20 protein-coding genes and 1 riboswitch are annotated in these 20,327 nt (G+C 72.7%); of the genes, 4 read left to right on the plus strand and 16 right to left on the minus strand.

What is annotated here, in order from left to right:
* Positions 1–352 precede the first annotated feature (352 nt).
* Positions 353–1,321 (plus strand): helix-turn-helix transcriptional regulator, encoded by a 969-nt coding sequence (locus tag O7606_RS15795; RefSeq protein ID WP_281594788.1) that lies wholly within the window; start codon positions 353–355, stop codon positions 1,319–1,321.
* A 10-nt stretch (positions 1,322–1,331) separates the two neighbouring features.
* On the opposite strand, the gene O7606_RS15800 is transcribed toward O7606_RS15795, so the two are convergent.
* The 4 genes from O7606_RS15800 to O7606_RS15815 are packed head-to-tail and all read right to left on the minus strand — an operon-like array spanning position 1,332 to position 4,397.
* Positions 1,332–2,111 carry an enoyl-CoA hydratase/isomerase family protein gene (locus O7606_RS15800; RefSeq protein WP_281594789.1) on the minus strand — a complete coding sequence of 260 codons (780 nt, stop codon included), beginning with the start codon at positions 2,109–2,111 and terminating at the stop codon, positions 1,332–1,334.
* Complete coding sequence (locus O7606_RS15805; RefSeq protein WP_281594790.1) at positions 2,108–3,298, minus strand: beta-ketoacyl synthase N-terminal-like domain-containing protein; 1,191 nt, start codon at positions 3,296–3,298, stop codon at positions 2,108–2,110. The genes O7606_RS15800 and O7606_RS15805 overlap by 4 nt, the downstream gene beginning before the upstream one ends.
* Positions 3,291–4,106 carry a hypothetical protein gene (locus O7606_RS15810; RefSeq protein ID WP_281594791.1) on the minus strand — a complete coding sequence of 272 codons (816 nt, stop codon included), beginning with the start codon at positions 4,104–4,106 and terminating at the stop codon, positions 3,291–3,293. Before O7606_RS15810 ends, O7606_RS15805 begins: the two co-directional genes overlap by 8 nt.
* Before the next feature lie 36 nt (positions 4,107–4,142).
* Positions 4,143–4,397, minus strand: a complete 255-nt coding sequence (locus O7606_RS15815; protein ID WP_281594792.1) for an acyl carrier protein — start codon at positions 4,395–4,397, stop codon at positions 4,143–4,145.
* Positions 4,398–4,663: 266 nt separating this feature from the next.
* Here O7606_RS15815 and O7606_RS15820 point away from each other — a divergent pair, with 266 nt between their 5' ends.
* Positions 4,664–5,662, plus strand: a complete 999-nt coding sequence (locus O7606_RS15820) for an alpha/beta hydrolase (RefSeq protein ID WP_281594793.1) — start codon at positions 4,664–4,666, stop codon at positions 5,660–5,662.
* Between the two features lie 133 nt (positions 5,663–5,795).
* On the opposite strand, the gene O7606_RS15825 is transcribed toward O7606_RS15820, so the two are convergent.
* The 4 genes from O7606_RS15825 to O7606_RS15840 all read right to left on the minus strand — a co-directional run bounded on the left by O7606_RS15825 (position 5,796) and on the right by O7606_RS15840 (position 9,916).
* Entirely contained in the window at positions 5,796–6,554 is a 759-nt protein-coding gene (locus O7606_RS15825; RefSeq protein ID WP_281594794.1) for an SDR family oxidoreductase, read from the minus strand.
* A gap of 24 nt (positions 6,555–6,578) precedes the next feature.
* On the minus strand, positions 6,579–7,781 hold the full coding sequence (gene rocD / locus O7606_RS15830; protein WP_281594795.1) for an ornithine--oxo-acid transaminase: 1,203 nt from the start codon (positions 7,779–7,781) through the stop codon (positions 6,579–6,581).
* A gap of 279 nt (positions 7,782–8,060) precedes the next feature.
* The gene (locus O7606_RS15835; RefSeq protein WP_281594796.1) at positions 8,061–8,891 is read right to left on the minus strand and encodes a M23 family metallopeptidase; all 831 of its coding nucleotides are present in this window, start codon (positions 8,889–8,891) and stop codon (positions 8,061–8,063) included.
* Between the two features lie 71 nt (positions 8,892–8,962).
* Positions 8,963–9,916 (minus strand): AraC family transcriptional regulator, encoded by a 954-nt coding sequence (locus O7606_RS15840; RefSeq protein ID WP_281594797.1) that lies wholly within the window; start codon positions 9,914–9,916, stop codon positions 8,963–8,965.
* Between the two features lie 81 nt (positions 9,917–9,997).
* On the opposite strand from O7606_RS15840, the gene O7606_RS15845 reads away from it, so the two are divergent.
* Positions 9,998–10,822 (plus strand): NAD(P)H-dependent oxidoreductase, encoded by an 825-nt coding sequence (locus O7606_RS15845; protein ID WP_281594798.1) that lies wholly within the window; start codon positions 9,998–10,000, stop codon positions 10,820–10,822.
* A 10-nt stretch (positions 10,823–10,832) separates the two neighbouring features.
* On the opposite strand, the gene O7606_RS15850 is transcribed toward O7606_RS15845, so the two are convergent.
* The 4 genes from O7606_RS15850 to O7606_RS15865 all read right to left on the minus strand — a co-directional run bounded on the left by O7606_RS15850 (position 10,833) and on the right by O7606_RS15865 (position 16,861).
* Positions 10,833–11,870: a ribonucleotide-diphosphate reductase subunit beta gene (locus O7606_RS15850; RefSeq protein ID WP_281594799.1), complete on the minus strand. Its 1,038-nt coding sequence runs from the start codon at positions 11,868–11,870 to the stop codon at positions 10,833–10,835.
* Positions 11,861–14,236 (minus strand): ribonucleoside-diphosphate reductase subunit alpha, encoded by a 2,376-nt coding sequence (locus O7606_RS15855; RefSeq protein ID WP_281594800.1) that lies wholly within the window; start codon positions 14,234–14,236, stop codon positions 11,861–11,863. Before O7606_RS15855 ends, O7606_RS15850 begins: the two co-directional genes overlap by 10 nt.
* Positions 14,237–14,371: 135 nt before the next feature.
* Positions 14,372–14,589, minus strand: a riboswitch (cobalamin riboswitch).
* A 157-nt stretch (positions 14,590–14,746) separates the two neighbouring features.
* Positions 14,747–15,166: a cold shock domain-containing protein gene (locus O7606_RS15860; protein ID WP_281594801.1), complete on the minus strand. Its 420-nt coding sequence runs from the start codon at positions 15,164–15,166 to the stop codon at positions 14,747–14,749.
* Between the two features lie 120 nt (positions 15,167–15,286).
* Positions 15,287–16,861: a glycoside hydrolase family 43 protein gene (locus O7606_RS15865; RefSeq protein WP_281594802.1), complete on the minus strand. Its 1,575-nt coding sequence runs from the start codon at positions 16,859–16,861 to the stop codon at positions 15,287–15,289.
* Positions 16,862–16,957: 96 nt separating this feature from the next.
* Here O7606_RS15865 and O7606_RS15870 point away from each other — a divergent pair, with 96 nt between their 5' ends.
* Entirely contained in the window at positions 16,958–17,347 is a 390-nt protein-coding gene (locus O7606_RS15870; protein ID WP_281599700.1) for a hypothetical protein, read from the plus strand.
* 14 nt (positions 17,348–17,361) lie between these two features.
* On the opposite strand, the gene O7606_RS15875 is transcribed toward O7606_RS15870, so the two are convergent.
* The 4 genes from O7606_RS15875 to O7606_RS15890 form a co-directional block, all read right to left on the minus strand.
* Complete coding sequence (locus tag O7606_RS15875) at positions 17,362–17,577, minus strand: hypothetical protein (protein WP_281594803.1); 216 nt, start codon at positions 17,575–17,577, stop codon at positions 17,362–17,364.
* Between the two features lie 4 nt (positions 17,578–17,581).
* Positions 17,582–18,790 carry a helix-turn-helix domain-containing protein gene (locus tag O7606_RS15880; protein WP_281594804.1) on the minus strand — a complete coding sequence of 403 codons (1,209 nt, stop codon included), beginning with the start codon at positions 18,788–18,790 and terminating at the stop codon, positions 17,582–17,584.
* Positions 18,777–18,941, minus strand: coding sequence for a hypothetical protein (locus tag O7606_RS15885; RefSeq protein ID WP_281594805.1), 165 nt, complete (start codon positions 18,939–18,941; stop codon positions 18,777–18,779). The genes O7606_RS15880 and O7606_RS15885 overlap by 14 nt, the downstream gene beginning before the upstream one ends.
* 202 nt (positions 18,942–19,143) lie before the next feature.
* Entirely contained in the window at positions 19,144–20,316 is a 1,173-nt protein-coding gene (locus tag O7606_RS15890; protein WP_281594806.1) for a helix-turn-helix domain-containing protein, read from the minus strand.
* Positions 20,317–20,327 lie beyond the last annotated feature (11 nt).

Here is a 20,327-nt window from a genome sequence, read left to right on the forward strand (position 1 = left end):
GCCGGTCGGGCGGGCCGTCGACTTTGCGCGGAGCGCGGGCCGACGCCGGGGTTCCCGATACCGCGCGCCCGGCCCACGCCCCCCGGTCGCCCCGGCCGCCCTCGGGACGCCGGACGAGCGGACGTCGGCCGGGCCGGCCGACTGTCGCGCTGGTAGCGCGTCGAACTCGGCCCGCCTTCGACGATCTGTGATCACCGTCGGGCCCGGTCGCGCCGGACGGCCACCGCAGACTGACGCCTACGGATGGCCTTATCGCCATTCCGGGCACAAATCGTGCAGTCAGCGCTAATCAAAGGGTTGCTGAAACATGGGCGTCGGCTGATAAACTGGCTATTCCACGGGGAGGTCTGCGATGCTCGCATGGCTAGGGATAGATGGTCTCTCGGAGGCCGTATACCGGGCCATGCTGATCGACCGCACCACCGACGTGCAGCAGCTCGCGCTCCGACTCGGCGTCACCGAGAAACAGATTCGCCAGGCGTTGGACCAACTCGCCGACCTGTCGCTGCTCACGAGCGACGAATCCGGATCACCGAAAGCCGTCGGCCCCTCGATCGGGTTGACCGCGTTGCTCGCGCAGGCCGAGCAGGAGGTGCGGGAACGCCAGCAGCAGATCGCGGCGACCCACGAGGCGATCGCCGTGATCGCCCTGGAGCGGGAGCGGCAGGCGCAGCGCGAGACGTCCACGCGGCTCGAGGGCCTCGACGCCGTACGGGCCCGCATCGAGCAGCTCAGCCGCAGCGTCCACACCGAATGCGTCTCCCTGAACCCACGCAACGCGCAGACCCCCGACGCGAAGTCGGCCAGCACCCCGTTGAACCAGGCGATGCTGAGTCGCGGCGTCGAGCTGCGCTCGGTCTACCAGGAGAGCTACCGCAACGATCCGGCGCTGGTGACCCACGCCCGCTGGTTGACCAGCCTCGGCGCCATGTTGCGGACGGCCTCCACCATTCCCCTGCTGGCCATCGTGTACGACCGCGAGGTCGCGCTGCTGCCGCTCGACCCGCACGACACCAGTCTCGGCGCCGTCGAGGTGCGCAGTCCGGGGATAGTGGCCGCGGTCCGGGCCCTCTTCGAGCAGATCTGGGCCAGCGCCATGCCCTTCGGCGAGCCGCTGCCCGTCGACGGCGACGGCCTGAACCCGCAGGGCAAGCAACTGCTGCTGATGCTGGCCGAGGGGTACACCGACGAGATGGCCGCCCGCAAACTGGGCGTCTCGCTACGGACGGTACGCCGGATGGTCGCCGACCTGATGGAGCGGCTCGACGCGCGCAGTCGTTTCCAGGCGGGGCTGGCAGCGGGTCGTCGCGGTTGGGTCTGAGGGGTCGGGGTCAACGGCCGACGTAGGTCGTGCGGTGCTCCGGCCCGTCCGAGAGGAACGCCGCGACGGCGGCCCGGTGGTCCTCGGTGCGCACGAGTCGCGCCGCGACCTCCGGCAGCACCGCGTCGGCGGCCGGAACCCCACCGTCGAGGTACGCGCGCACGATCCGCTTGGTCGCCGTGTGCGCCACGCTCGGTCCGCTGGCCAGCCGCTCCGCGTAGGCACGCGCGGCCCCGTGGAACCCGGCCGGATCGAACAACGCGTTGACGACCCCCCACTCGGCGAGGGTCGACGCGCGGTACAACGCGCCGGTCATCACGAGCTCCCGGGCCCGCGCCGGCCCGGCACGCTCGGCCAGCCGCTGGGTGCCGCCCATCGACGGGGTGAAGGCGACCCTGCGCTCGACGAGGCCGAACCTCGCCGACGGCGTCGCGACGATCAGGTCGCAGGCGAGGGCCAGTTCGAACGCGGCGGTCAGGGTCAGCGAGTGCGCGGCGAACACGGTGGGACAGGGCAGCGCCTCCACCGCCTGGCTGATCCGCAGTTGTCGCGCCCAGAACGACTCCGCTTCGGCCGGGTCGGTGTCGGCGAAGACCCGCACGTCGACGCCCGCGCTGACCACCCGCCCGTCCGCCCTGATCAGCAGCGCCCGCGGCGGATCGTCGGACAACCGCGCGACCTCCGCCTCCCAGGCGTCCCACATCGCGAGGTCGAACAGATTCAGCGGCGGGCTGTCCATGGTGAGGATCGCGAGCGGACCGTCGTGGGCCAGTCGCAGCGGCGGGCTCATGCCACGTTCCGGAAGACGCTTATCGCGTTGTTGCCCCCGAAGCCGAACGCGTTGTTCTGCACGTGCCGCAGCCGGGGCATCGCCAGCGGGGCGCCGGTGACCAGGTTGAGGCCGCCCTCGACCTCGGCGGCGTCCACGGCGGTCGGTGGCACCAGCCGGTGCCGCATCGTCAGGCAGGCCGCCACCGCGCCGGCCGCGCCGGCCGCGCCCATCAGGTGCCCGACCGTGCCCTTGATCGCGGTGACGGCCGCCCGCGGATAGTTCTCGGCGATGATGCCGCCCTCGACGGAGTCGTTGGCCCGGCTGCCGGTGCCGTGCGCGAAGATCACGTCGACGTCGTCCGCGGTGATCCCGGCTTCGGCGAGCGCGCCGAGGTGGCACGCCTCGACGCCGTCGCGGTCAGGGGCCGTGGGGTGGTTCGCGTCGTTGGTGATCGCCGTCGCGAGGATCTCGGCGTACGGCCGCTGCCCGGGTCGCAGGGCCTCCTCGGTCTGCAACACCAGGATGCCGGCGCCCTCCGACGGCGTCACGTACCGTCGGTCGACCGAGAACGGCCTGCACCGCGTCGCGCCGATGGCCTGCAACGAGCTGAACCCGATGATGTTCTTCTGGGAGTACGGATCGCAGCCGCCGACCACGGCGGTCCCGGCGACGCCGCTGCGCAGCATCTCCATCGCGCAGGACACCGCGACGTTCGCCGAGGCGCAGGTGCTCTGCGTCGTGAACGCCGGCCCCCGCGCCCCGACGGCCATCGCGACCCCCTCCGTGATGGAGTAGCTGGAGAATCCGCCCGTCTCGGTGACGCCCCGACGACCGCCGACGAGGTCTTCGAGCGCGTCGGCCTGGCCATCACTGCTGCCGACGCACACGATGGCGTCGCGCAGGGCGTCGTCGCCACGGTCCAGGCCCGCGTCGCGGAGCGCTTCGAGCGCCGCGTACTCGGCGAACAACGACGCGGCCCGCGGCCGGGCCCGCGTCTGCTCGCCCACCTGCGCGAGCGCGGTCTCCCGTGCCTCCGGGGGGACCCGGCCCCCGAGCGCGCCCGGCTTCATGCCCGCGTACAGCGGGTCCAGCTCGGTGAACCGGATCCGGGCCGCGCACAGGTCGTCCCAGAACGGGGCGGCGCCGGCGCCGGCTGGTGAGATCATCCCCAGGCCGGTGACGAAGATTCGGGTCGACCTACCCACCGTGACCTCCGTTGCGTGCTGCGTCGACGTGCTGCCGGGTGACGGTCAACGCGCCCCGGCGGGCGAGCGGGCCCCGGCAGGTGAGCACGGCCCGCTCACCCACCTCCAGCGTCTGGGCCAGGTGCAGGAACTCGGCGGTGACGAACGCGCCGTTGCGGTCGCGGGACCGGTGCGGCCCCACCTGACCGCCGGGCGCCGCGGCCGGATCCCGGTCGGCGGTGAAGTCGAACTCCGCCCGGAACTCACCACCCCTGACGAACGTCGCGTGCGTCAACCCCGACCGGCACCGCAGGTCGTGGGATTCGCGCCGGGCGTCGAGCAGGGCTTCGGCGGAGTAGACGTCGCCGACGAGCACCTTGCTCGTCGACGACCGGCCGCTGGCGAGCGCGAACAGCGCCTGCCAGATCGCGATCACCGGGGTGAGCAGTCCGGCGTTGAGCGTCAGGTTCCGGCCGGTGGCGCCGATGCCGATGTTCACGAAAGCGGAGGCGGAGCTCGAAGTCGCGTTCGGGAAACGCTTGGCGGACAGCATCCGGCCCTCGGATTCCGCGTCGAGCTGTAGGCGGGCCAGTGCCTCGGTGTTGCCGTACTCGGTGCCGATCACCACGGTGTCGTCGGTGCGCGCCTGCGGCGCGTCGTCGTGGCTGTGGGCGAGGTAGAGGCACAGACGGGTGAAGGAGTCGCGGAACTGGTCACCTGTGGCGCCGATGACCGCGGCCAGATCCGATGGAGGGTCGGCCAGCTCTCCCGGCTCTTCCTCTGGTTGCTGTCCGCACAGCGCGACCCGGCGGAGACTGAACTCGAACACGCGGCGCTCCGTTGAGTCAGGATACGGGTGGGGGCCTCAGGAGACCGGGCTCGCGGTCAGCTCGCGAACGTGACGTTGCAGGTCGGCGACGGTGGCGAAACTGCCGACCGATTCCTCGCGGATGGCGATGTCGAGCTTCGCCTCCAGGTGCACCACCAGGTCCATCATTCCCAGGGAGTCGATGCCGAGATCGGTTCTGAGGTTCTGCTCGCCGGAGATCTCGAAGGACTCCGGCAATTCGGCGACCTCCTTGAGGATTCCGTCGATCTGCTGGTCGAGAACGTCGGACATCGTCTCTCCTCTCGTTGGGTGGCGTGACTGGACCTGCGTCGAGTCTGGCATGGTGGGGAATTTCGCGCAGTAACCGAGAGGGTTACTCACGGAGCGGACGGTCACCGCGACGCGTCGGAACCGGCAAGCGGGACGCTGACGCCCGTGCCGTCGGGGCGACCTTATCGTCCTTTTGTGGCGCGACCGGGTCCGGCGCTTTTCCGATGCCGCGATTCCCCATTCTCGAAGGCGCTCGTCCGTTGCTGAAGAAAACGTGAGGAGAGCACATGCCCCTCGATCCCACCTACGCGATGATCCGGAGATACCGGGCGGCGACCGGTTTCACGCCGCTCTACACGATGACCGTGGAGGAGGCTCGCCGCGCGGATGCCGAGACCGAGGCCGGGGCCTGGGACTGGCACCCGCACCCCGAGGAGGTCTTCGATCTGGCGGTGCCCGGTCCCGCCGGGGAGGTGCCGGTCCGGGTGTACCGCCCGCGCAGCGACCGACCGCTGCCCATGCTGATGTACTTCAACGGCGGCGGTTTCGTCGTCGGCTCGCTGAACACGTCGGACTCGATCTGCCGCGCGCTGGCCAGCCTGACGCGCTGCGTGGTGGTTTCGGTGGGCTACCGGCTCGCCCCCGAGAACCCCTTTCCGGCCGCTGTCGACGACTCCTACGCGGTGCTGAGGTGGGCGACGGAGCACGCCGCCGAGATCGGCGCGGACGGTCGCCGTACCGCCGTCGCCGGTGACAGCTCCGGCGGCAACGTGGCCGCGGTGATGGCGCTGATGGCGCGGGACGACGACGGGCCGTCGCTCACCGCGCAGGTGCTCGTCTACCCGCCGTTGCACAACGACCTGGACTCGGAGTCCATGCGCGAGCACCGGGACCCGATGTTCTTCAACGCCCATTCGAGCGCGTGGTTCTGGAGTCTCTATCTCGCCGACCCCGCCGACGGGGACTCCCCCTACGCCTCGCCGCTCAAGGCCGTCGACCACCGTGGACTTCCGGCAGCGTTGATCATGGCGGGCGAGCTGTGTCCGGTGCGGGACGAGGACAGGGCGTACGCGGACGCGCTCTCACGGGCGGGCGTGCCGGTGGAGTACCACGAGTACCCCGGCCTGCCACACGGGTTCCTGGCGGTGTCCGCGAAGCTGCCGACCGGCCGGGACGCGCTCCGGCTGATCGCCCGGTTCCTGCGGCGACGGTTCGGGACGGAGCACGAGGTCGAACCGGCCGCCGAGGCCCCCGCCACCGTGGTCGTCGGCGCCGCCCAGAGGTGACGACGAGGGCCGCGGGGAGGGATCCCCGCGGCCCTCGTTCCGGGTACGCGTTCCGGGTACGCGTGCCGGCCTGCGTCCTTGCCGGCGGCCTACGCGTGCCCGGTACGCGTGCCGCCTACGCCTACGCCTACGCCTACGCCGGCGCCGGAGGCCGCAGCCGCAGGCCGTGCATGCCGTTGTCCACGGCCAGCACCGTGCCCACCGAGGCGCTCGACAACGGGCTGGCCAGGTAGGCGATCGCGCCGGCCACCTCGTCGGCGGTCACCAGCCGGCCGGTCGGCTGGAACGCGTCGAGCGCGGCGCGGGCGGCCACCGGGTCCGCCGCCTGCGCGAGCGACCTGCCGATCCAGGGGGTGTCCGCGGAACCGGGCGCGACGCAGTTGACCCGGATGCCCTCCCGCACGTGGTCCGCCGCCATCGCCAGCGTCAACGCGTACACCGCGCCCTTGCTGGCCGAGTACAGCGCCCGCTGCTGCACCCCGGCCCACGCCACGACGGAGCAGGTGTTGACGATCGACGCGGCGGTGGACCGCCGCAGGTGCGGCAGCGCGTGCCGGGCGACCCGGACCATTCCCACCACGTTGACGTCCAGCACGCGCAGCCACTCGTCGTCACCGTTCGCGGCGACGTCGCCGACGGCGCCGATCCCGGCGTTGTTCACCACGACGTCCAGCCGACCGAACCGCTCGACCACGGCGTCGACGGCAGCCCTGACCTGGGCGTCGTCGGTCACGTCGGCCTGCACGCCCAGGATGCCGTCCGGCAGCCCCTCCGGTTTCCGGTCGAGGGCGGCGACCCTGGCGCCCCTGCTGCTCAGCAGTTTCGCCGTGGCCAGGCCGATTCCGGACGCCCCGCCGGTGACGAGGGCGACCAGTCCTTCGAAGTCACTCAACGTGCCCCTCCCTCCACTTGGTGATCACGACAGCACGTCGGCGATGATGTCGACGCCGAGGTCGATCTCCTCGCGGGTGACGACCAGCGGGGGCGCCACCCGTAGGTGCCCCCTGGCCTCCTTGCAGACCAGGCCGCGCTCGGCCAGCGCCTCGGTCACCCGACGCCCGGCCACCCGCTCCTCGTCGAGCTGCACGCCGGCCCACAGGCCACGTCCCCGGACCTCCGACACGCCGTCCAGCTCGTTGAGGCGGGCGTGCAGGTACGCGCCCAGGTCGCGGGAGCGCTCCTGGAACTCCCCGGTGGCCAGCAGCCGTACCGCGGCCCGACCGACCGCGCAGGCGAGCGGGTTGCCGCCGAAGGTCGAGCCGTGGTCGCCGGGCGTGATCACGCCGATGACGTCGGCGCGGCCGACCACCGCGGACACCGGCAGGAGTCCGCCCCCCAGGCTCTTGCCCAGGGTGTACAGGTCCGCGTGGACACCTTCGTGGTCGAGCGCCAGGGTCGTGCCGGCGCGGGCCAGCCCGCACTGGATCTCGTCCGCGACGAACAACGTGCCGGTGTCGTCGCACAGGTCACGGACCTCCGCCAGGTAGCCCTTCGGCGGAGGGATCACACCCGCCTCACCCTGGATCGACTCCAGCAGGACCGCCGCGGTGTTCCCGTTCACCGCCGCGCGAAGCGCGTCGATGTCGCCGTACGGGACCACCCGGAAGCCGGGCGTGAACGGGCCGAACCCGGCCCGGTGGCTGCTGTTGGTGGAGAACGAGACGATCGTCGTCGTACGCCCGTGGAAGTTCGCCCCGGCGACGACGACCTCGGCGGCGCCGTCCGGCACGCCCTTGACCTGGTACGCCCACTTCCTGGCGATCTTCACGGCGGTGTCGACGGCCTCGCCGCCGGAGTTGGACAGCAGCACCGTCTCGGTGCCCGTCAGCTCCGCCAGCTCGCGGCAGAACGGCGCGTACTGGTCGTGGTGGAACGCCCGGGTGCTCAGCGTCAGACGGTCGAGCTGTGCCTTCGCCGCGGCGACGAGCGCGGGATGCCGGTGGCCGAAGTTGGTCGCCGAGTAGCCGCCGTGGAAGTCGAGGTACCGCCGGCCCTCCAGGTCGTACACCCAGGCGCCCTCGCCGTGGCTGAGCACCACGGGAAACGGTACGGAGTCGTGCGCGCCCCAGCGCTCCGCCAGGGCCATGTGATCCCGGGCGGACATGGTGTCCACGGTCATGGTGATGCTCCTCTCGCAGGTCCCGCTCGAACTGCCGCGGTGTCACCCATCGCCGCTCAAGGGGAGACTACGAACCGGCCCCCGCCCGACGCGTCCGCGCACCACGAATGTCGCGGTAGCCGCGGCGTTGACCCGTCGGCCGGGGCCGGTAAGCGACACGTCGTGCCCGCCGGGTCGGGTACGCGTCGCGGAGACGACCGGGAGGCGGGGCCCTCAGCCCCGCCGCCAGGACCGGGCCGGTCCGGGCCACGGCCACCGGGCCCGGACTGCCGGGCGGCGTCAGCCGATGCCGTCGACGGCGGCCCTGAGCGCGTTGATCGACGGGTCCCAACTGAAGTTCAGGACGGGGATGCCGGAGGCGGCGGCGTTGCTGTCGCCGCCGAGCACCACCGCCCGCGGCTTACCGGTGCCCTGCGGGACCACGAGGTACCAGTTGCCCTTCACGTTCGCGATGAACACTTCGTCAGCCTCCTGGTCGGGCGGGTTCGGGTTGGTGGCGTCGCCGACGTGGCCCTCGAAGTCCACCGTCGCGCGGAAGTCCGTCGGACTGCCGGTGTTCAGCCAGAGACTCGTGTGCACGTGCGGTCCGACACCGCTGTCACTGCCGTTCGCCGAGGCCCCGGAGTAGGCGATCGTCTGGCCGCGTGCCACCCGTTGACCGGTGGACACGGCGATCCTCGACAGGTGCAGGTGACGGGTGTAGTTGCCGTCGTCGTGGGCCATCCCGACGACCCGTCCGGTCGCGGTGGAGGTGTCGGTCTTCACGTAGCGGATCGTGCCGTTCGCCGCGGCCACGACGGGGGTGCCGGTCCCGACCGCGTAGTCGGTGCCCGGCTCGCCCGAGGGCGGCGTCCGGTTCCGGTGGTCCTGCCAGGAGCTGGAGATCCGGACGTTTCCACACGGCCGCTGGTAGCCGCCGGCGGCCCGGGCGGCGTCGGGCAGCAGCGCGAAGGCGGCCGACACCCCGGACGCCGCCAACGCGGCGCCGGTGAGCAGCCCTCGCCTCGACAGCCCCCGCAGGTAGGCGATGCCACCGAGGTCCTCCGGGCGCGGCGCGCCGTGGTGGACCTCCGGAGGAGGGCCGGGGCGAGGCTCCCCACTGAGGATCATCAATGCAACCTAAGCCCCGCTCCCGTCCCGGAGCAAGTGCCTCCCCGCGATCCTGCTGCCCGGGGCGGGAGTCAGGGGCGGCGGGCAGCGAGCGCCCGGTGCCGACCGGGCGGCACGTCGTACTCGCGGGTGAAGGCCGCGCTGAGCGCGTACGCGCCGGAGTAGCCGACCTGCCGGGCGATGGACCCGATCGTGTCGTCGGTGCGTTGCAGCAGGTCGGACGCCAGACACAGCCGCCACCCGGTGAGGTACGAGATGGGTGGCTCGCCCATCAGCTCGGCGAACCTGCGGGCGAACGTGGCGCGGGACACCCGGGCCTCACGGGCCAGCGTCCCCACCGTCCAGGGTCGGGCCGGCTCGTCGTGGATGGCCCGCAGCGCCGGGCCCACCACCGGGTCGGCCGCGGCGTGGTACCAGCGCGGCGCGGACGCCTCGGGCAGGGCGAACCAGTCCCGCAGGGCGCCGATCAGCACCAGCTCCAGGAGCCGGTCCAGCACCGCCTGCTGGCCGGGCTCGTCGCGGGCCACCTCCGCCTCGAAGACCTCCAGCAGGGGTGACCGCTGCCGCTCGCGCGGCACCACGAGCACCCGGGGCAGCGCGCCGAGCAGCCGCTCGGCGATCCGGCCGGTGGTGGTGAACGACCCGGTGAGCAGGGCGTGCTCGGCGTCCAGGTGGGTGCCGCAGGTGCGGACGCCGAGCTGGACGCTCTCCTCGGCGAGCACGGTGCCGGCCGCGTCCGTGCAGGCGCCCGACGCGGTGAGCACGTAGAAGGGCGCGGCCGACCGGTCGGGGTCGCTGGCGACGTCGAACGGCTCCGGGCCGGTCAGGACGGCGAGGTCACGGGTGCCCAGGTGGACGGCCTCGGCCCCGGCGGTGACCAGCCACGCCTCGCCGCGCAGCATCGTCACCAGGGTCAGCGACGCGCCCTCGTCGAGCCGGACCGTCCACGGCGGCGACATCAGGCTCTGCCCGACGAGCGCGCCCGCGGAGCGGAGGTGGTCGAGCACCTCGGTCAGCGTGTCCACCACCCCAGGCTAGACGATCGCGTATGCGGTTGGGCTTCTGAACCATGTGCCCATCTCACCGGCTGCCTGTTGAATGGGGGCGTGACCACACCGGACAACTCCCCCACGACCATCGCCCACCCGCCGACGCCCGGCAACGCCCTGTGGGTGTACGCGCACCCGCGCCGGGGCTCGTTCAACGACCACCTGTTCCGGGCCGGGACGGAAGCGCTGTCGCCCCGCTACCGGGTGACCACCTCCGACCTGTACGCGCAGGGCTTCGACCCGGCGCTGTCCGAACGTGACCTGGGCGGGCTGGCCGCCCGGCCGGGCAACATCGCCCAGCTCGCCGGGGAGGCGTACGCCGAGGGCCGGTTGCCCGCCGACGTGCGCGCCGAGCAGGACAAGCTGGCCGCCGCCGAGCTGCTCGTCCTGCAGTTCCCGCTGTGGTGGTACGGCCCGCCCGCGATCCTCAAGGGCTGGTTCGACCGGGTGCTGACCGAAGGGTTCGCGTACGGCGACCTCGACCCCGACCTGAACGTGCCCCGCCGGTACGGCGACGGCGCGCTGACCGGCCGCCGGGCGCTCGTGCTCGTCACCGCCGGTGAGGACGCGGGCTCCATCGGCCCGCGCGGGATCAGCGGCGACATCGACTCGCTGCTCTTCCCGATCACCCACGGCACCCTCTGGTACGTCGGGATCGAGGTGCTGGGCCTGCACGTGGTCCACGACGCCGACGGGCTGGACGCCGCCGGCGTCGACCGGGAGGTGAAGCGGCTGCGGGAACGGCTCGACGGCCTCGCCACCGAGCCCGCCCAGCCGTTCCGGCGGCTGCGCGACGGCGACTACCGGGTCGGGCGGGCGCTGCGGGACGATCTGCTGCCCGGCCGCGCCGACCTGGGCATCCACCTGGCCGGCGACGACTGACCCGCGGTTGCTAGAAGTCGTCGTCGAAGGTGACGCTGCCGGTCACCCCGACCTGGTACGCCGACACCCGCCGCTCGAAGAAGTTGGACAGCTCCTGCACGTCCTGCAACTCCATGAAGGCGAACGGGTTCGACGCGCCGTACAGCGGGGCGATGCCGAGCTGGGCGAGCCGACGGTCCGCCACGTGCTCCAGGTACTGCCGCATGTCGGTCAGCGACAGCCCGGGGACGCCCTGCCCGAGCAGGTCGTCGGCGAACTGCGCCTCGCACTCGACCGCCTCGGCCAGCATCTCGCGCACCTGGCGGACCAGCTCGTCGTCGAACAGGTCCGGCTCCTCCCGGCGGACCGTCTCCACCACGTCGAACGCGAACGCCATGTGCATGGACTCGTCGCGGAACACCCAGTTCGTGCCGGAGGCGAGACCGTTGAGCAGCCCCCGGGACCGCAGGAAGTAGACGTAGGCGAACGCCCCGTAGAAGAACAGCCCCTCGATGCACGCGGCGAAGCAGATCAGGTTGAGCAGGAACGCCCGCCGGTCCGCCCGGGTCCGCAGCTCGCGCAGCTCGAAGACCGAGTCGATCCAACGGAAGCAGAACTCGGCCTTGCGCCGGATCGAGGGGATGTTCTCGATCGCGGCGAACGCGGCGAACCGCTCCTTCTCGTCGGGCACGTAGGTGTCCAGCAGGTTCAGGTAGAACTGGACGTGCACGGCCTCCTCGAACAACTGCCGGGAAAGGTAGAGCCGCCCCTCCGGCGAGTTCACGTGCTGGTAGAGGTTCAGCACCAGGTTGTTGGCGACGATGGTGTCGCCGGTGGCGAAGAACGCCACCAGCCGGGACACCAGGTGCCGCTCGGCGGGCGAGAGCCGCTCCAGGTCGGCGAGGTCGGAGTGCAGGTCGACCTCCTCCACCGTCCAGGTGTTCTTGATGGCGTCCTTGAACCTGTCGAAGAAGTGCGGGTAGCGCATCGGCCGCAGGGTCAGGTCCATGCCCGGGTCGAGCAGCATCGGCCGGACGGCGGGTTCGGTGGTGGTGACGGTCACTGGCATGCCTCGCAGGTCTCGGGGTTCTCCAGGGAGCAGGCCAACGCCTCGTCGTCGGTCACGGTGAGCAGCGGCCCGACGGCCGGCACGCCGACGGTGGCGGTGACCGGCCGGTCCGCTGCCGCCGGGACGGCGACGGTGGCCTGCTGGATCCGGGTCGCGGGACGCGACCGCAGGTAGTACGTGGTCTTCAGCCCGGACTTCCAGGCGTAGAGGTACATCGAGGACAGCTTGCCGATGGTCGGCGCGGCCAGGAACAGGTTCAGCGACTGCGACTGGTCCACGTACGGCGCGCGGGCGGCGGCCAGGTCGATCAGCGCCCGCTGCGGCAGCTCCCACGCCGTACGGAACAGCTCCCGCACCTCGGCGGGCAGCTCGGTGAGCCCCTGCACCGACCCCTCGGCGCCCCGGATCCGCTCCCGGACCTCGGCCGTCCACAGTCCACGGGCCTTCAGCTCCTCCACCAGGTACGTGTTGACCTGGAGGAACTCGCCGGACATCGTCTCCCGCTTGAACAGGTTGGACACCTGCGGCTCGATGCACTCGTAGCAGCCGGCGATCGAGGCGATGGTGGCCGTCGGGGCGATCGCCACCAGCAGCGAGTTGCGCAGCCCGTGCGCGCCGACCCGCTCGCGCAGCGCCGCCCACCGGCCGGTCTGCGCGGGCTCCACGCCCCACAGGTCCGGGTGCAGGTCACCCTGCGCGGCCCGGGTCTGCGGGTACGCGGGATGCGGGCCGAACCGCTCGGCCAGCCCGGCGGACGTCTCCAGGGCGGTCAGCAGGATCTCCTCCTGCACCCGGGTGGACAGCTCCCGGGCCGCCGCCGAGTCGAACGGCAGCCGCAGCCGGAAGAACGCGTCCTGCAACCCCATCAGCCCGAGCCCGACCGGCCGCCACCGCGGGTTCGACGCCGCCGCCTGCTCGGCCGGGTAGTAGTTGATGTCGATGACCCGGTCCAGGAACACCACCGCGGTACGGACCGTGGCGCGCAGCTTCTCCCAGTCGACGCCCTCGGCGGTGACGTGCGCGCCGAGGTTGACCGAGCCGAGGTTGCACACGGCGGTCTCGGTGTCGCTGTTCACCTCCAGGATCTCGGTGCACAGGTTCGACAGGTGGATGGTGTTGCCGGGCGCGCCGGTCTGGTTGGAGAGCCGGTTCGAGGCGTCCTTGAACGTCATCCACCCGTTGCCGGTCTGCGCCAGGGTGCGCATCATCCGCCCGTACAGGTCGCGGGCCTGCACCGTGCGGACGGCCTTCTTCTCGGCCGCCCGGTACGCCTCGTCGAACGCCTCCCCGTACAGGTCGGGCAGCTCGGGGGCGTCGGACGGGTCGATCAGCGACCACTCGCCGTCCGCCTCGACCCGACGCATGAACTCGTCCGGGATCCAGTTCGCCAGGTTCAGGTTGTGGGTGCGCCGGGCGTCCTCGCCGGTGTTGTCCCGCAGCTCCAGGAACTCCTCGACGTCCGGGTGCCACGGCTCCAGGTAGACGCAGGCCGCGCCCTTGCGCCGGCCGCCCTGGTTGACCGCCGCCACCCCGGCGTCGAGGGTCTTGAGGAACGGCACGATGCCGTTGGACCTGCCGTTGGTGCCCCGGATCAGCGCGCCCCGGCCGCGTACCCGGGACCAGGCGATGCCGATGCCGCCGGAGAACTTCGACAGCTTCGCCACCTGGTGGTACCGCTCGTAGATCGAGTCCAGCTCGTCGCGCGGCGAGTCGACCAGGAAACACGACGACATCTGGGTGTGCCGGGTGCCCGAGTTGAACAGCGTCGGCGAGCTGGGCAGGTACGCCAGGCTGGACATCAGCCGGTAGAAGCCGACCGCCTCGTCCGGCGTCCGGGACAGCCCGCACGCCACCCGCAGCAGCCAGAACTGCGGCGTCTCCACCACCAGCCGCGACTCCGGGTGCCGCAGCAGGTACCGGTCGGCGACGGTACGCAGTCCGAAGTACTCGAAGCGCAGGTCACCGGCGGGGTCCACGGCGTCGTCGAGCTGCCCGGCGTGCGCGGCCACGAACGCGGCCGTCGCGTCGCCGATCAGCCCGAGGCCGTGCGCGTACCGGATGGACTGACTGAAGCTCGCCACCTGCTGCCCACGGACCTCGGCGTCAACGTACGCGGCCAGCAGCCGGGCGGCCAGCTTCGAGTACTGCGGCTCCTCGCCGATCAGCTCCGCCGCCGTCTGGATGGAGAGCCGGTCCAGCTCGGCGGTGGTCGCCCCGTCGTACAGGCCGCTGATCGTCTTCGTGGCCACCCGCAGCGGGTCCACCTGGTCCAGGTCGCCGACCCACCGTTCGACCGCCCGGACGATCCGGTTGACGTCCACCGGCTCGGTGTCCCCGTTGCGTTTGCGGACCCGCATCACCGTCATGTCCCCTCCATCACGCCTGTCGACGAGGCCGACGAACGCGCGGGGACAGACGCCACTGGCCGCCGCAGGGGCGCGCCGGCCGTCCGGCCGGCTGATGGCGTCGGCCGTCCCGCGCGGCCTCCGACCGCCGCGCGCGGCAGCGCACGGCGCGCTGGCAGGTCTTCGGGCTCGCGGGCCGGACCGGTCCCCCGGTCGCCTACTGGCCGTCGCTTCCCAGGCCGTACGGCCCAGTGCTGTGTGACGGCGGTCGTTCCCACTCACCGCTGCGGGGCAGCCCCGGACTCGCACCGGGTTCCCTCTTACCCCGGACGCTCCCGTGCGGGAACGCCCGAACCAGCTACGCGAGCACTATATATGGTGCCGACACAGCGAAGGCAACACCAGATGTCGACGCGCCCGGTAGGCGATCGGTCACGCCCCGATCCCGCCGTGGGCGCGGACCAGCCATGCCCCGACCCGGCCGTGGGCACGGGCCAGCCACGCCCCGACCCGGCCGTGGGCGGGGACCGGTCAGGCCTCGACCCAGCCGTGGGCGCGGGCCCGCTCGGTGAGCGTCTCCCGGATCGCCGCGATCTGCGCGCCGGTCAGCGTCGGCACCCGGGTGATCAACGACTCGGTCACCTCGGTCATGAACTCCAGCGGCGACAGCACGTCGCACAGGCCGTCGTCGTCCTCCCGGGTCGCCCGCACGGCGCCCGGCTGACGCTCCACCCGGGGCGTCGGCGTGTCGAGGATCCGCACGCTCGCCGCCTTCAGGCCGCGCTCGCCCTCCTCGACCTCGTACTCCACCCGCAGACCGGAATGGACCTCGTGCCGGCGTTCCCCGAAGTCGTTCGCGTGGACGAAGACGTCCTCGCCCCCGGCGGACGGGGCGATGAACCCGTAGCCACGCACGTCGTCGAACCGGATCAGCTTTCCTACCAGCGCCACAGCAACCCCTGCCCCCACACGCTCACCACCACCGACCGGACCCGACGGCCAACCCGAGCGGGCCCCGGACCATTGGACCATGCCGCGCGCCCGCCCAGGTGTCCGCCCGGCCGGAACACCTCAGATCGCCCCGCCGTCCCGGGGCGTCGGGTCCCCGTCCCCGTCTTCGGGCTGGTAGTCGAACCAGTCGAAGTGGACGCTGCCGGTGGCCGCGTACATGCCGATCACCCGGCCGGTGAACCCGCCCGCGACCTCCGTCGACAGGTACCTTCCGTCCAGCTCCGCCAGCACGTCGAACGTGCCGTCCGCCGACTCCACGCCGAACCGCAGCACGTCCGGCTCCTTGCCGGGATGCCAGTCGCCGGGCGCGGGGGCCAGCACGTCGACCCGCAACCGGACCGGACCGGCCGGGACCGCCCGGGTCGCCACCGTCGCCAGCACCGACCCGATCCGGACCAGCACCCGCGCCTCGCCGTCGCCGACCTCGACGCCGTGGTGGTGCCGCTCGTCCAGCCGTACGACCAGCCCGCCGCGCCCGCCCGCCGGGTCGACCAGCGTCCGTACCCGGCAGGACGGATGCTGCTGACGGCGGCCCAGGAACGTGACGTCCCGCTCGTCCATCGACGCGCCCCGGGCCCGCAGCGTGAGCCAGCCCGGCCGCTCGGTCGTCGACCAGCTCTCCGCCGGCCGGGACCGCACCGACACCCAGCGCGGGTGCAGCCCGACGGCGTCGAAGTCGTCCCGGGCCGGCGGCTGCGGCGTCGGGCGCGCGGGCCACGGCGGGGCCGCCATCACCGGCTCGACCCCACCCACCACCGGCCAGCCGTCGACCCAGGTCACCGGGGCCAGGAACGTCTCCCGGCCGAGCACGTGCCAGCCGGGGGTGCCGCCACCGGGCCGTACGCCGAGCAGCACCAGCCACCACGAGCCGTCGGCGGCCTCCACCAGGTCGGCGTGGCCGGTGTTCTGGATCGGCCGGTTCGTGCCCCGGTGGGTGAGGACCGGGTTCGCCGGGCACGGCTCGTACGGCCCGCCGGGGGCGGTGGCGCGGGCCACCGAGACGGCGTGCCCGCGTTCCGTGCCGCCCTCGGCGATCAGCAGGTACCAGTAGCCGCCGACCCGGTACAGGTGCGGGGCCTCCGGGGCCTGCGCGCCCGGCGCGCCGGACCACAACCGGCGCGGCTCGCCGATCGTCCGGCCGGTGCGCGGGTCGATCCGCACCTGCTCGATCCCCGCGTACGTGCACCAGCAGTCACCCTCGTCGTCCCAGGTCAGGTCGGGGTCAATGCCGGGGACGCCGGGCAGCCGGACCGGGTCCGACCACGGGCCGGCCGGATCCTCGGCGGTGACCAGCAGGTTGCCGCCACCGTCGGCGCAGTTCGTGACGATCAGCCAGAACCGCCCGTCGTGGTGACGCAGCGTCGGCGCGTACACGCCCCCGGAGGACGCCGTGCTCGGCGGCAACGTCAACTGGCCCGGCCGGTCCAGCACGTTGCCGATCTGCTCCCAGTGCACCAGGTCCCGGCTGTGGAAGATCGGCACCCCGGGGAAGTACTCGAAGCTGGAACAGACCAGGTAGTAGTCGTCGCCGACCCGGCAGACGCTCGGGTCCGGGTGGAAGCCGGGCAGCACCGGGTTGCGGAACGTGCCGTCGGGCCAGCCGTCCGTGGTGCCGCGCGCCTGGGCCATGGTCATCGGAGCCTCCCCGGGATCGAGACGGTTTGAGCAGCTTGGAGCCGTGGGTACGCTCCCACACGATCAGCCGACCGACCCAGGAGGCTCCTCGTGATCATGGCTTTGCTGCTCGACCTGGCCAACATCGTCGGCGGATTCCTGCTCGCCGTCGCCCTGCTACGGATGCTGCCGCGCGTCGGCGACGACCTGCGCCGAGGCGCCGACCGGATCGCCCGGTTCGCCTGGGTGGTCGGCCTGGTCGCGCTGGTGACCGGCGGCTACTGGCTGATCGTCCACCTGGTCTCCGGGCCCCGGGTGTTCCACTTCGAGATCGTCGGCATCGGCGTCGGCGTCGCCCTGCTGTGGGACCGACTGACCAACCGGCCCGCGCCCCGCGACGACCGGTCCGGCTCGGGCGGGGCCACCGGCGTCCGGCTGCTGCTCGCGATCTTCGGCATCATCGCCATCATCGTCGGCATCCAGGGCCTGTTCACCCCCGACGGCTGACCGCGCCGCTCTGGTCACCCGGGACGGCTGCCCGCCCCACCCTGGTCCCCCGGGTCGCCGTCGCCGGCGGCCCGCAGCACGGCACGCGCCGCCGAGGCCACCCGGCAGTCCCGGGTACGGCACAACCGGCAGTCTCCGTGCTGGTCCGGCCGGTGCTGACGCAGCACCGTACGGGCGGTGAGGATCATCCGGTTCCGGATCTGGGCGAGGGACAGGCGCGGCCCGGTCACCGGCTCACCCCACCCCGAGGGTGACCGCGAGCCGGGTCACCGTGCCCGGCGCGTGCGGCTCCCGGGCGAGCCGGGCGAGCACGTCCAGGCCGGCAGGCCGGTGCCGGACCTCGGCCGGCGCGGTCCGCTCCGCGTCGACGAGGGCACGCGCGGCGTTCGTCACGTCGTCGACGTGCAGGTACGCGCGGACGGTGTCGAGCAGGTGCGCGGCCCGGTGCTCGGCCGGCAGCCACCGCCAGCCGTCCCGGCGGACCGTCCGCTCGTGCCAGCCGATCGCGCCCCGGACGTCCCCCGACTCGACGGCGGCGGCGGTACGGGCCAGATCCACGCTGGTCGGCCCGAAGCCGGTGCGGTAGTGGTCCCGGCCGTCCCCGATCCGCCGTGCCATCCCGGCCGCCTCGTCGATCAGCTCCGTGGCCGCCGGCTCGTCCCCGTGCTGCGCGGCGGCCAGCGCCGCCTGCGTCAGCAGCGCCCCGCACAACGACAACTCGGCCGGCAGCCCGTACTCCAGCACCGGCGGCGCGACCCGGTACGCGGCGGCCCGCAACACCGACACCGCCTCCCCGGCCCGCCCGGCCGCCCGCAGCACCTGACCGAGCTGCACCGCCACCGCCGCCACCAGCTCCCGGTCACCGGCCGCCGCGTGCATCGCCCGGTCCGCGACCAGCCAACCCAGCTCCGGTACGCCCACCTTGACCAGCACCGCGGCGGTGACCCGGTACGTCTCCACCAGCGGCCCCCGCCCCGCCTCCGGCTGCCGGAGACAGGTGCGCTGCGCGTCGCCCAGCAGGTCGGGAAGCTGACCGATGAGCTGCGGGTAACGGGCATACTGGAAACTCGTCCAGGCGTGGGCCACCTCCCGGCCCAGCCGCTCGACCGTCAGCACCGGGCGGCGGCCGGCAGGCCGGTCCAGCGGCGCCTCGTACCGGCACAGCGCCGCCCGGATCCGCTCCACCCCCGGCGCCCGTCCGGCGACCTCGGCGGGCGGAGTGGCGGCGTCCGCGCCGAGCAGCGCCCCGGGGGCGATCCGCAGCACGGCCGCGATGTCCTGGAGCGTGGAGACCCTGTCCAGCGAACGCACCCCGCGCTCCACCTTGTCCACCCAGCTCTTCGACTTGCCGAGCCGGTCGGCGAACTGCTGCTGCGACAACTTCCGCCGACTCCGCCAGTACGCCACCCGCCGCCCCACCGGCAGCCCCTCAACCCCGCTCACGACGCCACCGGTCCACCCGGACCACCCGGGACACGTCCTCGGCCGGGCCACGCTCGGCCGCCGCCAACTCCAGGATCCGCCGCTTCGCGGCCTCCTGCTCCGCCCGCTGGATCCGCTCACCCCGACTGGGTGCCGGCCTGTCCTCGCTCATCCGCGTCCTCCCGTGAAAGAGGGACGCGACGGTGGTGCTCCGGGGAAAAGGACCGACCACCGCCGCGCCCGACTGACGGGCGTGGCTCGCAGCCGTTACCGAAGCCGATGGGTTCGCGCCAGCCACGCCCTACGATCAGCATTCAGTGATCGGACGGCTACCGAACAGATGAAGCTCGTCCGCTGAGGACGACTCTTGTCCGCTACGGCTGGAGGTTCGGCCGGTAGGTTTCGTACGCCTCGCGTAGGACGACGGCTTCGGCGACGCCGGTCGGCTCGACGCGGCGCAGCACCTCCCGGGCCCGCCACCAGTTCGACGGCACCACCCGACCGGAAGTGATCGCCCTGGTGGCCACCGCGCCGGCCTCGTCGGGCCGGTCGGCAGCCAGCAGCGCCAACGCCAGGTCGAGCCGGGCGGACGCGGAACGGCGCGGCCGTTCCCCGCCATCCCCACGCGGGTCCAGCTCGGTCAGCACCGCACGGGCAACCTGCTCCGCAGCAGGATCACCCGCCCAGGCCAACGTGGTGGCCGCGTAGGCACGGGCCTTGGTCGGGTCGTACCGGTAGTGGTGCTCGGCGCGCTCCGGAACGGGCAGGTTCGACACCAGCTGGTCCAGGCGCTCCAGGGTCAGCCGGGTCTGCCGGACCTCCCCCATCCGCGCCCAGGCACGAGCCTCCTGGGCGGTGGCCTGGAGGTGTGCCGAGCTGCCCCGAGGCGCGACCCGCTGCGCCTGCTGCGACAGCTCAAGGGCCCGCCGGTAGTCGCCCTGGGTCAGAACATCCCAGGCCCGGGTTTCCAGGCACCATCCCTGGATCTCCGGGTGTTCCGCGTGGCCGGCCAGATCCCGAGCCGCCTTCAGATGCGCGTCAGCCGGGCCACGCTGGTCGAGGTCGACGTGCACGGTCGCCCGGAGCACGGTCAACCAGGCCCCGGCGACGACCAGACGGCGGCGCTGCGCCAACGTCACCCGACCGTCGAGCAACCGAACGACGTAGGCGAGGTGCCGCCGTACCCTCGGCAGCAGCTCGGCCGGAGGCGTGGTCGGGTACGCGCTGGCCAGATCGTCCACCGCCGCCTCGATCCGGGCGAGCGTCTCCGCGCTGACGTCGCTGGCACGAACCCGGGCCAGCAGGTCATCGGCTTCGGCATGGTGATCGACCGGCGCGGCGACCAACTCGACCAGGGAGCCACCAGCGTCCAGCACCCGGTCGAGATGCCGCGCCGTCTCGACGGTCGGCGCCTTCTCTCCGGTCTCCAACTCGTGCAGGTGACTCTTGCCCCGGTGCGTGAGCTGCGCCAGCGCCCGCAACGACAGACCACGATCGGCACGAAGGGCTCGCAGACGCACGCCGAAACGGGGATCGACAGGTGTCATGGCGGCGCTCC

It is taken from the genome of Micromonospora sp. WMMD882, assembly GCF_027497255.1.
GTDB lineage: Bacteria > Actinomycetota > Actinomycetes > Mycobacteriales > Micromonosporaceae > Micromonospora.